General features: G+C 67.0%; 15 protein-coding genes. 5 read left to right on the plus strand and 10 right to left on the minus strand.

Annotation, left to right across the window (positions count from 1 at the left end; translation table 11 throughout):
• The first annotated feature begins 137 nt into the window (after positions 1–137).
• Complete coding sequence (locus EBL84_RS04980; RefSeq protein ID WP_123139813.1) at positions 138–1862, plus strand: proline--tRNA ligase; 1725 nt, start codon at positions 138–140, stop codon at positions 1860–1862.
• A 119-nt stretch (positions 1863–1981) separates the two neighbouring features.
• Entirely contained in the window at positions 1982–2497 is a 516-nt protein-coding gene (gene fabA / locus EBL84_RS04985) for a 3-hydroxyacyl-[acyl-carrier-protein] dehydratase FabA (protein ID WP_062276685.1), read from the plus strand.
• A gap of 54 nt (positions 2498–2551) precedes the next feature.
• Here fabA and EBL84_RS04990 read toward each other — a convergent pair whose 3' ends face one another.
• Positions 2552–2734 (minus strand): hypothetical protein, encoded by a 183-nt coding sequence (locus EBL84_RS04990; protein WP_123139814.1) that lies wholly within the window; start codon positions 2732–2734, stop codon positions 2552–2554.
• Between the two features lie 161 nt (positions 2735–2895).
• Complete coding sequence (locus tag EBL84_RS04995; protein WP_123139815.1) at positions 2896–3483, minus strand: YceI family protein; 588 nt, start codon at positions 3481–3483, stop codon at positions 2896–2898.
• 163 nt (positions 3484–3646) lie between these two features.
• Between EBL84_RS04995 and EBL84_RS05000 the strand changes: the two genes are divergently transcribed.
• The gene (locus EBL84_RS05000; protein ID WP_123139816.1) at positions 3647–4228 is read left to right on the plus strand and encodes a nucleoside deaminase; all 582 of its coding nucleotides are present in this window, start codon (positions 3647–3649) and stop codon (positions 4226–4228) included.
• Here EBL84_RS05000 and EBL84_RS05005 read toward each other — a convergent pair.
• On the minus strand, positions 4201–4581 hold the full coding sequence (locus tag EBL84_RS05005) for a hypothetical protein (protein ID WP_123139817.1): 381 nt from the start codon (positions 4579–4581) through the stop codon (positions 4201–4203). The genes EBL84_RS05000 and EBL84_RS05005 overlap by 28 nt on opposite strands.
• Positions 4582–4679: 98 nt before the next feature.
• Here EBL84_RS05005 and EBL84_RS05010 point away from each other — a divergent pair, with 98 nt between their 5' ends.
• Positions 4680–5330: an ankyrin repeat domain-containing protein gene (locus EBL84_RS05010; RefSeq protein WP_123139818.1), complete on the plus strand. Its 651-nt coding sequence runs from the start codon at positions 4680–4682 to the stop codon at positions 5328–5330.
• A gap of 33 nt (positions 5331–5363) precedes the next feature.
• Complete coding sequence (locus EBL84_RS05015) at positions 5364–5657, plus strand: hypothetical protein (RefSeq protein WP_123139819.1); 294 nt, start codon at positions 5364–5366, stop codon at positions 5655–5657.
• A gap of 348 nt (positions 5658–6005) precedes the next feature.
• Here the strand turns inward: EBL84_RS05015 and bamC are convergent, their stop codons facing one another.
• From bamC to EBL84_RS05050, 7 genes are all read right to left on the minus strand, one after another.
• Complete coding sequence (bamC, locus tag EBL84_RS05020; protein ID WP_123139820.1) at positions 6006–7187, minus strand: outer membrane protein assembly factor BamC; 1182 nt, start codon at positions 7185–7187, stop codon at positions 6006–6008.
• Between the two features lie 89 nt (positions 7188–7276).
• Entirely contained in the window at positions 7277–8152 is an 876-nt protein-coding gene (dapA, locus tag EBL84_RS05025; RefSeq protein ID WP_123139821.1) for a 4-hydroxy-tetrahydrodipicolinate synthase, read from the minus strand.
• 138 nt (positions 8153–8290) lie between these two features.
• The gene (gene nuoN, locus EBL84_RS05030; RefSeq protein ID WP_123139822.1) at positions 8291–9733 is read right to left on the minus strand and encodes an NADH-quinone oxidoreductase subunit NuoN; all 1443 of its coding nucleotides are present in this window, start codon (positions 9731–9733) and stop codon (positions 8291–8293) included.
• 89 nt (positions 9734–9822) lie between these two features.
• Positions 9823–11400 (minus strand): NADH-quinone oxidoreductase subunit M, encoded by a 1578-nt coding sequence (locus EBL84_RS05035; RefSeq protein WP_005220220.1) that lies wholly within the window; start codon positions 11398–11400, stop codon positions 9823–9825.
• Positions 11401–11422: 22 nt separating this feature from the next.
• Entirely contained in the window at positions 11423–13429 is a 2007-nt protein-coding gene (gene nuoL / locus EBL84_RS05040) for an NADH-quinone oxidoreductase subunit L (protein WP_123139823.1), read from the minus strand.
• A gap of 147 nt (positions 13430–13576) precedes the next feature.
• Positions 13577–13882, minus strand: a complete 306-nt coding sequence (gene nuoK, locus EBL84_RS05045) for an NADH-quinone oxidoreductase subunit NuoK (RefSeq protein ID WP_062276709.1) — start codon at positions 13880–13882, stop codon at positions 13577–13579.
• Positions 13879–14541: an NADH-quinone oxidoreductase subunit J gene (locus tag EBL84_RS05050; protein ID WP_123139824.1), complete on the minus strand. Its 663-nt coding sequence runs from the start codon at positions 14539–14541 to the stop codon at positions 13879–13881. Before EBL84_RS05050 ends, nuoK begins: the two co-directional genes overlap by 4 nt.
• Between the last annotated feature and the right edge of the window lie 30 nt (positions 14542–14571).

Here is a 14571-nt window from a genome sequence, read left to right on the forward strand (position 1 = left end):
GTTCGGCTCGACACAATGACCAAGGTGCCAGCCGGAGGCAAGCAATCGCAGACAATCGCCCGGCAACCCAGCGCCCCGTTGTGCTCGTCACCGTTGCACCCTAAACTCGCGTATTTTACGTCCTGGCCCCTTGCCCAATGCGCACATCCCAATTCCCTCTGCACACCGTCAAAGAAACCCCCGCCGACGCCGAGATCGCCAGCCACCAGCTGATGCTGCGCGCCGGCATGATCCGCAAGCTCGCCGCCGGCCTCTACACCTGGCTGCCGCTGGGGCTACGGGTGCTGCGCAAGGTCGAGCGCATCGTGCGCGAGGAGATGGACCGCAGCGGCGCGCTCGAGGTCTCGATGCCGGCGGTGCAGCCGGCCGAGCTGTGGCAGGAGTCGGGGCGCTGGGAGCAGTACGGCCCGGAGCTGCTGCGGCTACGCGACCGTCACCAGCGCGAGTTCTGCTTCGGCCCCACCCACGAGGAGATCATCACCGATCTGGCACGTAGCGAGATCAAGAGCTACAAGCAGCTGCCGGTCAACTTCTACCAGATCCAGACCAAGTTCCGCGACGAGATCCGTCCCCGCTTCGGGGTGATGCGTGCGCGCGAGTTCCTGATGAAGGACGCCTACTCCTTCCATCTCGACGACGACTCGCTCGAGCAGACCTATCGCGAGATGCACGCCACCTACAGCCGCATCTTCACCCGCTGCGGGCTCGACTTCCGCCCGGTGCAGGCCGACAACGGCAGCATCGGCGGCAGCGCCTCGCACGAGTTCCACGTCCTCGCCAGCTCCGGCGAGGACGCCATCGCCTTCTCCGATGCCAGCGACTATGCCGCCAACGTCGAGCTGGCCGAGGCCGTGGCGCCGCGCGCCGCGCGCCCCGCGCCGGGCGAGGAGGCGCGCCTGGTCGACACCCCCGACACCCGCACCATCGCCGATCTGGTCGAGGGCTTCGGGCTGCCGATCGAGCGCACCGTCAAGACCCTGGTGGTCGCCGCGGCCGAGGACAGCGAGGCCGAGCTGGTCGCGCTGGTGGTGCGTGGCGATCACGAACTCAACGCCATCAAGGCCGAAAAACTGCCCCAGGTCGCCAGCCCGCTGCGCATGGCCAGCGAGGCCGAGATCCGCGCCGCGATCGGCGCCGGCCCCGGCTCGCTCGGCCCGCGCGAGCTGCCGATCCCCTGCGTCGTCGACCGCGCGGTGGCGGTCGCCGCCGACTTCGCCGCCGGCGCCAACAGCGACGGCAAGCACTGGTTCGGGCTCAACTGGGAGCGTGATCTGGCGTTGCCCGAGGTCGCCGACCTGCGCAACGTGGTCGAGGGCGACCCCAGCCCCGATGGCAAGGGCACCCTCACCATCGCCCGCGGCATCGAGGTCGGTCATATCTTCCAGCTCGGACGCAAGTACAGCGAAACGATGAAGGCCACCGTGCTCGGCGAGGACGGTCGCGCCACGGCCATGACCATGGGCTGCTACGGCATCGGCGTCTCGCGCGTGGTCGCCGCCGCCATCGAGCAGCACCACGACGACAAGGGCATCTGCTGGCCGGCGCCCATCGCCCCCTTCGAGGTCGCCCTGGTGCCGATGCGCATGGGCAAGTCCTACCGGGTGCGCGAGACCGTCGAGCAGCTCTACGACGCGCTGCGCGAGGCCGGGGTCGACGTCCTGCTCGACGACCGCGACGCCCGCCCCGGGTTCATGTTCGCCGACATGGAGCTGATCGGTGTCCCGCACCGTATCGTCGTCGGCGACAAGGGCCTCGATCAGGGCATGGTCGAGTACAAGGGCCGATGCGACGCCGAGATGCAGCTCGTCGCAGTCGATGCCATCGTCGACTTCATCCGCGAGCGGCTGCAGCCGAGCGCCTGATCCGGCGGCGGGGCGAACGCGCCCCGTCGTCCCCGACGGCCCGTCCCGGCGCCGTCCCCGAGCGGCGACGCCGACGACAGGCGTCGCTCCCGCCCATTCCTGACAGCAGAATCACGATCATGACCAAAGAAGCCTCCTTCGACAGGGAAGAACTCCTCGCCTGCGGCCGCGGGGAGATGTTCGGCCCGGGCAACGCCCAGCTGCCGGTCCCCAACATGCTGATGATGGATCGCATCCTGCGCATCGCCGACTTCGGCGGCGCCAACGGCAAGGGCGAGATCCTCGCCGAACTCGACGTCAACCCCGACCTGTGGTTCTTCCAGTGCCACTTCCCCGGCGACCCGGTGATGCCCGGCTGTCTCGGTCTCGACGCACTGTGGCAGCTGGTCGGTTTCTATCTGGCCTGGATCGGCAACCCCGGCCACGGTCGCGCACTCGGCGTCGGCGAGGTCAAGTTCACCGGACAGGTGCTGCCCGAGGCGAGCAAGGTCACCTATCACATCGACATGAAGCGGGTGATCTCGCGCAAGCTGGTGCTCGGCATCGGTGACGGCATCGTCCAGGTCGACGGTCGCACCATCTACACCGCCAAGGATCTGCGCGTGGGGCTCTTCACCTCGACCGAGGGATTCTGAGCGGCTGACACGCCGCCGGATCGACGGGCGTCGTCCGGCGGCGAGAGGATGAAATCAGGCGGGCTGCACGGGCACCGTCGCGACCACGGCGACTGCGGGCAGAGGACTCTGCACCGCACCCTCGAGCGACTGGGCGCCGGAGTTGCCGGAGAACAGGTGCGGGATCAGGAAATAACCCACCGCGACACCGCTGATCGCACCGATCGCAGCACCCAGCAGGATGGCATACCACTTCATGGTTGAACGAACCTCGTCACGCTCACGACCGCGCCCCAGGGCACCATGCCCCGGGGTCTGACCCCACGCACCGACACGCTGTCGACGCGCGGCTCGGCCGCGTTCCCCCGAGTGTCCGAACTCACCACGGACAAGTCAAGCCACGCACCCGCCGAACCGACTCACTCCGGCTGGGCGACGAAGGTCACGACAAAGGTCACCGGCACCGCCCGGGCGATGCGCTCGAGCCCGGCGATCTCGCGCAGTTGCTCCACACCGTCACTCAACCCGAACTTCTCCGCATCGACGATCAACGGCTTCGTGCTCGCCACCATCAGCGTGGTCTCGTCGAGCCGCGCCACCTGCATGCTGATGGTCATCGGCTGGGTCTCACCGTGCAGCGACAGCCGCCCCTCGGCGATCAGCGGCATCATCGACCCGACCTCGAGCGCAGCGAGCTGCTCGGGATCGACCTTGGCCTCGAGCAGCGCCTCGCGATAATCGGCAGTCTCGAACAGCATCTCGCGCATGCGCTCGTTGCGGATCGGGATCAGCGTCTCGACACTGTCGAGCATCAGCGTCACGGTGACATCGCCCTGCTCACCGACCACGCCATGCACCTCCTCGAAGGTGTTGATCTCGGCGACATCGCCCGACTTGATCGAGACGAAGGCCAGGTGCGAGCGCTCAGGATCAAGGGTCCAGTCGGCGAGCACCGGAGTCGCGGCAAGCAGGGCAGTACAGCCCAGGGCAAGGATCGAATGACGCATTCGTACGCTCCCTATGCAGAGGATCATGGGTCCAGGCACCGCAGGGCGCGGCGCGATCAGGGAGAGAGGTTATGGGCGGCTGGCAAAATTCAAGCCCCGGGCTGTCCCGATGCCACGCGCCATGTCATCCTCCCGGCACCGACCACCACCACAGACATCGAGCATGCAAGCGATCCACATCCCCCATCCCGACTGGCTGGACGGACTGCTCGCGTCCCGCGCCACGCCCCTGCCCGACCCCGAGGCGCAGATGGCGCTGGTACTCACCCTGGCCGAGACCAATGTACGCCAGCGCAGTGGCGGCCCCTTCGGCGCGGCGGTGTTCGCACGCGCCGACGGGCGGCTGCTCGGCGCCGGGGTCAACCGGGTCAGCGCCAGTCATTGTTCGCTCGCCCATGCCGAGATGCTGGCGCTGGCGAGCGCCCAGCAGCGGCTCGGCGACGATGATCTGGGGCGTGCCTGTCCCGGCGGCTGCGTGCTGGTGAGCAGCGCCGAGCCCTGCGCCATGTGCATGGGCGCGATCCCCTGGAGCGGGGTCGATGCCCTGTACTGCGGGGCTCGCGACAGCGACGTGCGCGCGATCGGCTTCGACGAGGGGGACAAGCCCGCCGACTGGGTGGCGCACTATGCGCACCGCGGGATCGCGGTCACCCGCGACCTGCTGCGCCCACGCGCGATTGCCGTCCTCGAGGCCTATGTCGCCAGCGGCGGCGTGCGTTATGGACCCGCCGCGACATCGGCCTGAGCGGGCGCGAGCAGCATCCGCTCGACGTCGGCCAGGCGCACCTCGATCCCGTCGAGGGTGCGGAAGCGCCGCCCCTCGACCGAGCCTCGGCGCGCCAGATAGCGGGTCTCGGCGCCGCTGGCGACATTGAGCACCCGCACCTCGACCACCTCGCGCCCCCGCTGCCAGTCATGCAGCAGATAGAAGCCGCTCGCCCCGAGCATCACCACCACCAGCCCCGCAGCCGTCCAGCGCAGTGCGCGCGAGGGCAGCCCTGGACGCATCCCCGGAGCGGTGTCGCCCCGCCAGCGCGCGCGCACCACCAGATAGGCCCCGGCGATCACCGCCAGGGTCAGCACCAGCTTGCCGATCATCGTCCTGCCCCCATGTCCTGACACACGGCTTGCGCCTTCCCGAGGGCAGGCCTTACCATCAACCGAGCCTTGTCGCCGGCGATCTCGCCCATCATCCGATGCATCGTTTACTGCCCATCCTGTTCGTTGCCGTACTCGGCGCCTGTAGCGAACCGCCACCGCCGACGCTCAACCTGTTCCGCGCGCTCGAGATCGGCGACCTCGACCAGGTCAAGCGCCACCTCTACTGGGAGGACGGGACCGACCGCCCCGACAGCGCCGGTGATTACCCGCTGCACATCGTCGCCCGTACCAATCGGGTCAGCATCGGTCGCGCTCTGCTCGAACACGGCGCCGACCCCGAACGTCGCAACGGCGCTGACCAGACCCCGCTCGAGGTCGCCCTGGCCAACGGCAAGATCCTCTTCGCACAGATGCTGATCGAGGCCGGCGCCGCCTTCGATCCCCAACGGCTGTTGCTCGAGCAGGCCGCCACCGGCAACGCCGACCGCGACGTCCATACCTTCCTGCTCGAACAGGGCGCGGTCATCGACCAACCCGACGCGCAGGGACGGACCGCGCTGCACCTGGCCATCGCCGGCGGCCATCTCGACGCCGTCTCCCGACTCATCGACAATGGCGCTGACGTCAACCGCGTCGACGGCAAGGGCCATCTGCCACTGGAACTGGCGCGCCAACCCGGAATCGGCCCGGACGCCGGGACCATCGAGCGATTGCTGCTGCGCAATGGTGCGCGCGCAAACCGCTGAACGCGGTCCATCATCAGCAAGGAGATTCAATCAATGACCGAAACGGTCGAAGACCTGTCCGTCAGCTATGTCGAGGACGGGATCGAAACCACGCAGCAACTCGACAAGGTGATCCTCTCCAAGGGGAGCTGGACGACCATCGTCTTCCGCTATCGCGACTGGGACCGCGCCAAGAACTGCTACGGCCCGGACAAGTTCACCATCCGCCGCTATCAAAAACGCAGCGGCGAGTATCGACAGCAGTCGAAGTTCAACATCTCCAGCCGCGCCCAGGCGCAGTCACTGGTCGACGCGCTGCAAGGCTGGCTGAGCGAGGCCGAGGACTGAGAGAGGCTGGACCGCCAGGACCTCGCCCGACCTGAAACCGCTGGTCATGAGCAGCTGCGCCCCGCCTCGGATCGCTCAAGGCTGATGCCAATCGCCAGGGCGCCGAGGAGACACGGGCGGGGCAGATGCATCGGCTTCCAGGTCGGGCCTGGCTTGCCCAGACATCACCCCATCGACAACTCGCCAGGGCGCATCGACGGACAGCCCGACATCGACATCGGCAACTGACACCAAGAGCCACCTCGGTTCAGCACAGGCGGTCAAGGTCGATGATCGGACATCGCAGCAGACGTTGGGTTGCCAAGAAGCGGCAACCCAACCTACGGGCCACTGGCGAGGCCAGGGCTGTCAGCGGATCTCGGCCTGCAGCAGACCGAGGATGCGCTCGGCGCTGGCCGAGTCGTCGATCCGCCCCTTGTCGTCGAGCACCCGGACGCGGGATCTCTGGGTATCGCCCTCGACCTGGATCAGGTACTGACGCACCCCCTCCTCCGAGTCGCCCTTGCCACGCCAGAAGGCCAGACGCGAGAACATGCCGCGCTTCTCCTCCTCCTCGACCGCACGCCCGCCCTCGCCGCCGTAGCGAACGTAATAGAGCCCACGACTCTGGTCACGATCCTCGACCGCGAAGCCGGCGCGATCGAGCGCCGAGCCGGTCAGGCGCCAGGCGCGACGGAACTCCTCGTCGATCGCCAGCACCTGGACACCGCCGTCCTCGGTCAGTCGCGCCCGCTGCGGCGCAACCGTATCGCCACGTGTGGCGACCGCCGTGGCGGCACGCTGTGTCGAGGCACCGAGATAGATCATCAGCCGGCGCAACATCTCGGCCTCCTTGCCGGCATCACGACCGCTGGGCTCCCACACCGTCCCGGCACTGTCGCCGAGGGCGTTGGTGACCAGCTTCTCCTCCATGCCGCGATGGCTGAGATGGACATCGGTGGTGCCGGCGCCGGTGCCACGTTCGATGCGCACCCGGTACTGATCGCGCGTCGAGGTGGCATAGACCCCCTCGACCACCTTGCTCAACATGCGGGTGACGAAGTCCTTGCGGATCTCGGCGCGGTTGTCGAGCCAGTCGGTGCGCATCACCCCGATGGCGGGGTTCTGGTCGAGCAGCAGGATCCCCTGCTCGCGCCAGAAGGCGACGACCCGCGACCACACCTGCTGCGGCGAACCCTCGACCTCGAGCCAGCGCTCGTCACCGCGACGCTTGAGCTCGACGTCGGCGACCTCGGGCAGCACCTCGGTGGACCCCGAGGCAGCGATCCGCGCCCGCGCCGCGCGCGAGCCGGAGTATTCGGAATAGGTAGTGGTACCGGCCACGACCCCGGGCACATCGAGCGCATCGTCGAAGCTGCTGCCGACCAGATCCGGCGGAACCTCGAGGTTCTCGCCGGCCTCGCGCTGCTTTTTGTAGGCGAGACGCTGGTCGGGCAGCGCGTCGTTGACGGCGGACATGCTGCAGCCGGCCATCAGGGGGACCAGGATCGCCACGGCACAGACACCGGGCAGCCAGAAACTTGCTCTCAACGTCAGCAACCTCTCAGTGGAGTTGGGGGACGTGTGGGCGCCGGCCGGGGGTAGCGCTGCGGCGCCCTCCCCCGGCCCATGCGTGACGATCAGAGGATGCCGGCCCGCTCCATGGCGGCCCTGACACGTCCGTGATATTCATCGGAGAGCCAGGTCAACGGCAACCGGATCCCGCGCGGGCTGCGCCCCAGTTCGGAGACGGCCCATTTTACCGGGATCGGGTTGGACTGCACGAACAACTCGGCATGCAGACCGGCGAGGGGCTGATCGAGGGCGACGGCCTGCTCGCGCTCGCCGGCGAGCGCCGCGGCGCACATCGCCTGCATCTCGCGCGGGGCGACGTTGGTCGTCACCGAGATCACCCCGTCACCGCCGCGCAGCATGAACTCGCAACCGGTGGCGTCATCGCCGCTGTAGAGGGCGAAGTCCGGCCCGCAGCCCTCGCGCAACGCCGTCACCCGCTCGAGTTCTCCGGTGGCATCCTTGATGCCGACGATGTTGTCGATCGTGGCCAGGCGCGCCACCGTATCGCTGTGCATGTCACAGGCGGTGCGACCGGGGACGTTGTAGAGGATCTGCGGCAGGTCGACCGCCTCGGCGATCGCCTTGAAGTGCAGATAGAGCCCTTCCTGCGTCGGCTTGTTGTAGTAAGGGGTGACCAGCAGCGCGGCGTCGGCCCCGGCCGACTGGGCGCAACGGGTCAGCGCGATGGCCTCGCGCGTCGAGTTCGCACCGGTACCGGCGATGACGGGGATGCGCCCGGCGGCGAACTCGACACAACGGCGGATGACCGCACAGTGCTCATCCTCGTCGAGGGTGGCCGACTCGCCGGTGGTGCCGACGGCGACGATCGCCGTGGTCCCGGACTCGACATGCCAGTCGATGAGCGCGCCCAGGCTCTCCTCATCGACCGTGCCATCGGCGTGCATGGGCGTGACTAACGCAACGATGCTGCCGCGTAACATGCGTGGACTCCATTAGAGCAAAGCGGCCATGGTAGCTTGCGCGAACGCGTCGAGACAACCAGCGCGCCATGCCACCTCTCGCCACCAGACGGGGAATGTCGAGTCCGCGCGCCGGTGCTCACCGGCACGCGCACCACATCAGGCGCCGAAGACCGCCTGACAGACGGCCAGCAGGCTTGCCGGGAAGATCCCGAGCGCGAGCAGCGCCAGCCCGTTGAGCGACATCGCCACCCGCACCCCGCCGCTGCTGACCAGCGCCGGCGCATCCTCCTCGGGCTTGTCGAAATAGATGTAGCGCACCACCCGCAGGTAATAGAAGGCACCGATGATCGAGAAGATCACCGCCACCACCGCCAGCCACACGAAGCCGATGCGCACCACCGCCTCGAGCACCAGCAGCTTGGCCATGAAGCCGACCAGCGGCGGCACCCCGGCCATCGAGAACATCACCAGGGCCATCATCGCCGCGTACCAGGAGTCGCGCTCGTTGAGGCCCTTGAGGTCCTCGATGCGCTCGGCGTCGAAGCCCTTGCGGCTGAGGATGATGAGGATGCCGAAGGCGCCGGTGGCCATCACCGCATAGGTGATGGTGTAGAACATCGCCGCGGCATAGCCCTGCTCGGTGCCGGCGAGCAGACCGAGGAAGATGAAGCCGACGTGCGAGATGGTCGAGTAGGCGAGCATCCGCTTGATGTTGCGCTGGGCGATCGCCACCAGGTTGCCGATCCCCATCGACAGCACCGCGAGGATCAGCAGCATGCCCTGCCAGTCGGCATGGAGGCTGCCCAGGCCATCGACCAGCAGACGGATGGCAAGCCCGAAGGCGGCGATCTTCGGCGCACTGCCGAGCAGCAGCACCACCGGGGTCGGGGCGCCCTCGTAGACGTCGGGCACCCACATGTGGAAGGGCACGGCGCCGAACTTGAAGCCGATGCCGATGACCATGAACACCAGACCGAAGACCAGGACCTTGTTCTCCATGCCCTGGCTGGCGAGCGCCTCGGCCACCGCACCGAACTCGACCGAGCCGGTGGCGCCGTAGACCATCGAGATGCCGTAGAGCAGCATGCCCGAGCCCAGGGCGCCGAGCACGAAGTACTTCATCGCCGCCTCGGCCCCGCGCGAGGAGTCGCGATCGAAGGCGACCAGCGCATAGAGACTCAGCGCCAGCAGCTCGAGACCGAGATAGACGGTGATGAAGCTGTTGGCCGCGACCATCACCAACATGCCGAGCACCGCGAACAGCCCGAGCATGTAGAACTCGCCGACCAGCATGTCGCGATCGCGCAGCCAGGGACGGGCATAGATGAACACCAAGAGGCTGACCACCAGGATCGCCCCCTTGAGCAGATCGGCCAGCGAGTCGCGCACGACGTTGCCGTCGAACACCAGCTCGGTGGCGCCACCACCGACCGCGCCGGTCAGGGCAACGGCGGCCACCAGACCGATCAGGGTCAGTCCGTGGATCACCTCGCGATGACGTTCAGCGATGTAGAGATCGACCACGAGCACGATGGCGGCGGTGAGCAGCACCGCGATCTCGGGCAGGATCGGCAAGAGGTTGGCGGCGTCGAAGTGCATGTGAATCTTCCAGTGAGAGTAGATCCGCGTTCGCGGCGCCCGGGGCGGGGGCGGTGCTCAACCGCCCCGGACCTGCACGCGACAAGGGGTCAGGGTTGGACGACGGTGGCCAGCGGCTCGGGGCGCGCGAGCACACAGGCGCCGATCTCGTCGGCCGGCAGCTTGCAGGTGGTCACCTGGGCGACCAGATGCTCGACCGAGGTGTGCATCACCTCGAGCAGCGGCGCCGGCCACAGACCGAGCGCCAGCACCGCCGCGGCGAGCACGCCGAGGTTGAGCGCCTCGCGACGGTTGAGGTCGGTGAGCGCCGCGACCTTGTCGTTGGCCACCGGGCCGAACACCACCCGTTTGATCATCCACAGGGTATAGGCCGCGGCGAGGATCAGGGTGGTGGCCGCCAGCAGCGCCCACCAGAAGTTGGCACGGAAGGTGGCGAGGATCACCATGAACTCACCGACAAACCCGGAGGTGCCCGGTAGCCCCGAGTTGGCCATGGCGAAATAGACGAAGAAGGCGCCGAACCAGGGCATGGTGTTGACCACGCCGCCGTAATCGGCGATCTCGCGCGAGTGCACCCGGTCGTAGAGCACGCCGACACAGAGGAAGAGCGCGCCGGAGATGAAGCCGTGCGAGATCATCTGCACCATGCCGCCCTCGACGCCCATCACCGCACCGGCACCGGCTGTCGAGTTCTGCACGATGGCGAAGACGATGAAGAAGCCGAGGGTGACGAAGCCCATGTGGGCGATCGAGGAATAGGCGATCAGTTTCTTCATGTCGCGCTGGGCGAGAGCGACGAAGCCGATATAGACCACCGCGATCAGCGACATGGCGATGATCAGCCAGGCGAGCGCGGCGCTGGCGTCCGGGGCGATCGGCATCGAGAAGCGCAGGAAGCCGTAGCCGCCGATCTTGAGCATGATCGCCGCCAGCACCACCGAACCGCCGGTGGGCGCCTCGACATGGGCGTCGGGCAGCCAGGTGTGCACCGGGAACATCGGCACCTTGACCGCGAAGGCGAGCAGGAAGGCGATGAAGATCAGCGTCTGCGCGGTCATCCCCAGCTCGAGGCCGTGGAAGTCGAGGATGCTGAAGCTGTCGGCCTGGAAGTACATGTAGATCAGCGCGACCAGCATGAACACCGAACCGAAGAAGGTGTAGATGAAGAACTTGATGGTCGCATAGACCCGGTTCGGCCCGCCCCAGACCCCGATGATGATGAACATCGGGATCAGCATCGCCTCCCAGAAGACGTAGAAGAGCACCGCGTCGAGCGCCGAGAACACGCCGATCATGACGCCTTCCATGATCAGGAAGGCGGCCATGTACTGACTCGGCTTGTAGCTGATCACCTCCCAGCCGGCGATCACCACGAAGATGGTGATGAAGGTGGTGAGGATGATCAGCGGCATCGAGATGCCGTCGACCCCGAGCGCGTAGTAGACGTCGAAGGTCGGGATCCAGGCCACGCGCTCGGCGAACTGCATCTCGGCGGTGCCCGGATCGAAGCCGAACCACAGCCACAGGCTGGAGACGAAGGTGAGCACGGCGAAGCCGAGCGCGGTCCACTTGGAGGTGGAGGCCGACCTGTCACCACTGGCCAGCACGGCGATACCGCCGACGATCGGCAGCCAGATGAGCAGCGTCAGCAGCGGAAACTGATACATGCGGGGCGTCTCCCTGTGCGCGTCAGAGGGTCACGAAGATCGTCATCAGGCCGACCAGACCGACGATCATCGCGATAGCGTAATGGTAGAGATAACCGGTCTGCAGCAGACGCAGCACGCCGGCCATGCGGCCCACGCTACGCGCCGAGCCGTTGACCATACCGTCATCGATCAGCGCCCGGTCGCCACGGCTCCAGAAGGTCTGACCGAGCAGCTGCGCGCCACCGGCGAGGAAGCGCTGGTTGAAGTCGTCGAAGCCGTACTTGTTCTGCAGCAACCGGGTCAGCGGCCCGCCGAGGGCAAGCAGCTTGGCGTCGATGTCGGGCTTGCGCGCGGCGACCACCCACCAGATCAGCGCGGCGAGCACCAGACCACCGAGCGCGAGCATCAGCGTCGGGGTGCCGAGCGCGTGCATCACGAAGGCGCTCTGGCCGTGCCAGTGCTCGCGCAGATGCGCCAGGGTGTCGTGCTCGGGGGCGACCATGATCGGGCTCCAGTCACCCGAGGCGAACCAGTCGTTGATCAGCATCGGCTCGATTGCGAACCAGCCGATGAACAGCGAGGGGATGGCCAGCATCACCAGCGGCACGGTCACCACCCAGGGCGTCTCGTGCAGGTGCTCGCGGGTATGCTCGTCCATCCGCGGCTTGCCGTGGAACACCAGGAAGTACATGCGGAAGCTGTAGAGCGCGGTCACCAGCACGCCGAGGGTGAGCAGCACCGAGGCGTAGCCACCGCCGAAGATCGCCGTCTCGTTGACCGCGGCGATGATCGCGTCCTTGGAGAAGAAGCCGGAGAAGCCGGGGAAGCCGATCAGCGCCAGCGAGCCGATCAGCGCGGTGATCCAGGTGATCGGCATGAACTTGCGCATACCGCCCATCTCGCGAATGTCCTGCTTGTGGTGCATCGCGATGATCACCGAGCCGGCGGCGAGGAACAGCAGCGCCTTGAAGAAGGCGTGGGTCATCAGATGGAAGACGCCGGCGGCATAGGCCGAGGCGCCGAGCGCGGTGATCATGTAGCCGAGCTGGGAGAGCGTCGAGTAGGCGACCACCCGCTTGATGTCGTTCTGCACCAGACCGATCAGCCCCATGAAGAAGGCGGTGGTGGCGCCGATGATCAGCACGAAGCTCAGCGCCGCCTCGGAGAGCTCGTAGAGCGGCGACATCCGCGCAACCATGAAGATACCGGCGGTGACCATGGTGGCGGCGTGGATCAGCGCCGAGATCGGGGTCGGGCCCTCCATCGAGTCGGGCAGCCAGACGTGCAGCGGCACCTGCGCCGACTTACCCATGGCGCCGATGAACAGCAGCACGCAGATCAGGGTCATCAGCGAGATGCCGCCGAACAGCGCCACCTCGGTATCGGCCAGCCCCGGGGCGGCGGCGAACACCTCGGCGTAGTCGAGGGTGCCGAAATACATCGCCACCGCGGCGATGCCGAGGAGGAAGCCGAAGTCGCCGACGCGGTTGACCAGGAAGGCCTTGAGGTTGGCGAAGATCGCGCTCTCGCGGGTCGACCAGAAGCCGATCAGCAGGTAGGAGACCAGACCGACCGCCTCCCAGCCGAAGAACAGCTGCATGAAGTTGTTCGCCATCACCAGCATCAGCATCGAGAAGGTGAACAGCGAGATGTAGCTGAAGAAGCGCTGATAGCTGTTGCGACCGGTGAGCGCACCCTCGGGCCAGTTGTGCTCGTCGTCGGCCATGTAGCCGATGGTGTAGATGTGCACCATCAGCGAGACGAAGGTCACCGTGGCCATCATCATCGCGGTGAGCTTGTCGACCAGGAAGCCGACCTCGAAGCGCATGCCGTCGGAGACCAGCCAGGTGTAGACGGTGCCATCGAACACCGCCTGCTCCGCCCAGATGAAGCGTCCCAGCACCCACAACGACAGGAGTGTGGAGAGGCCCACGCCGGCGATGGTCACCGAGTGCGCGCCCACGCGGCCGATCCTGCCGCCGAAGAAGCCGGCGACGATGGCGCCGACCAGGGGCGCGAGCACGATGGTCAGGTAGACGTTTTCCATCTTGATTTCTGCTCTTTCGCTCTATTTGCCGTGTCCACGGGTGCCGACCGCGGTGAGGCGGCGGCGCCCGAGGGCCTCCGCGCGCCGCCGCGCGCGCCGCAACGACGATTCCCAGGGACCGCCGGCGCCTCGGCGCCCGCGCGCGCCCTACCCTTTCAGGACGTCGAGATCCTGCACATTGATCGACCGTCGGTTACGGAACAGCACCACCAGGATGGCCAGTCCGATCGCCGCCTCGGCGGCCGCGACGGTGAGGATGAAGAAGACGAACACCTGTCCCGTGACATCCCCGAGGAAGTGCGAGAAGGCCACGAAGTTCATGTTCACCGCCAACAGCATCAGCTCGATGCACATCAGCAGCAGGATCAGGTTCTTGCGGTTCAGGAAGATCCCGGCCACCGAGATCGAGAACAGCAGACCACCGAGGATCAGATAGTCGGAGAGCGCGATCATGCGGACCCTTCCTCTTGCGATTGTGCAACACCCCGCGCGCCCTGCTCCTCGCGCAGCCCCGCCGTGGAGACCTGCGAGACCAGACGCACCCGGTCCGGCCCCTTGCGCACCTCGACCTGATGCTTGGGATCGACATACTTGGTATCGGGACGCTTGCGCAGGGTCAGACGAATGGCGGCGATGATGCCCACCAGCAGGATCACCGCAGCCAGCTCGAAGGGATAGACATAGGCGGTGTAGAGCAGCATCCCGACCTCCTCGATGTTGGAGGCCTCGGCCGGCGCCGCGGCCGGTGCCGGGAACTGCTCGGCACCGAAGTTGCCGGGCCCCACCACCAGCAGGATCTGCGCGGCCATCACCACCGCGATCACCGCGCCGAGCGGCAGATAGCGGATGAAGCCCGCGCGCAACGTCGCCAGGTCGATGTCGAGCATCATCAGCACGAACAGGAACAGCACCATCACCGCGCCGACATAGACCAGCACCAGCACCAGCCCGAGGAACTCGGCCTCGAGCAGCAGCCAGAGCGCGGCGCTGGAGAAGAAGGCGAGCACCAGATAGAGCACCGCGTGCACCGGATTGCGCCGCGTCACCACCATCCCCGCCGCCGCCAGGGTGATGGCGGCGAAGACGTAGAAGAGAAACTTTTCAAAGCCCATGGTTGATCCCTAGTCTCCTGGATGCGCGAG

It is taken from the genome of Marichromatium sp. AB31 (assembly GCF_003718685.1).
In the GTDB taxonomy this organism is placed as follows: Bacteria; Pseudomonadota; Gammaproteobacteria; order Chromatiales; family Chromatiaceae; genus Marichromatium; species Marichromatium gracile.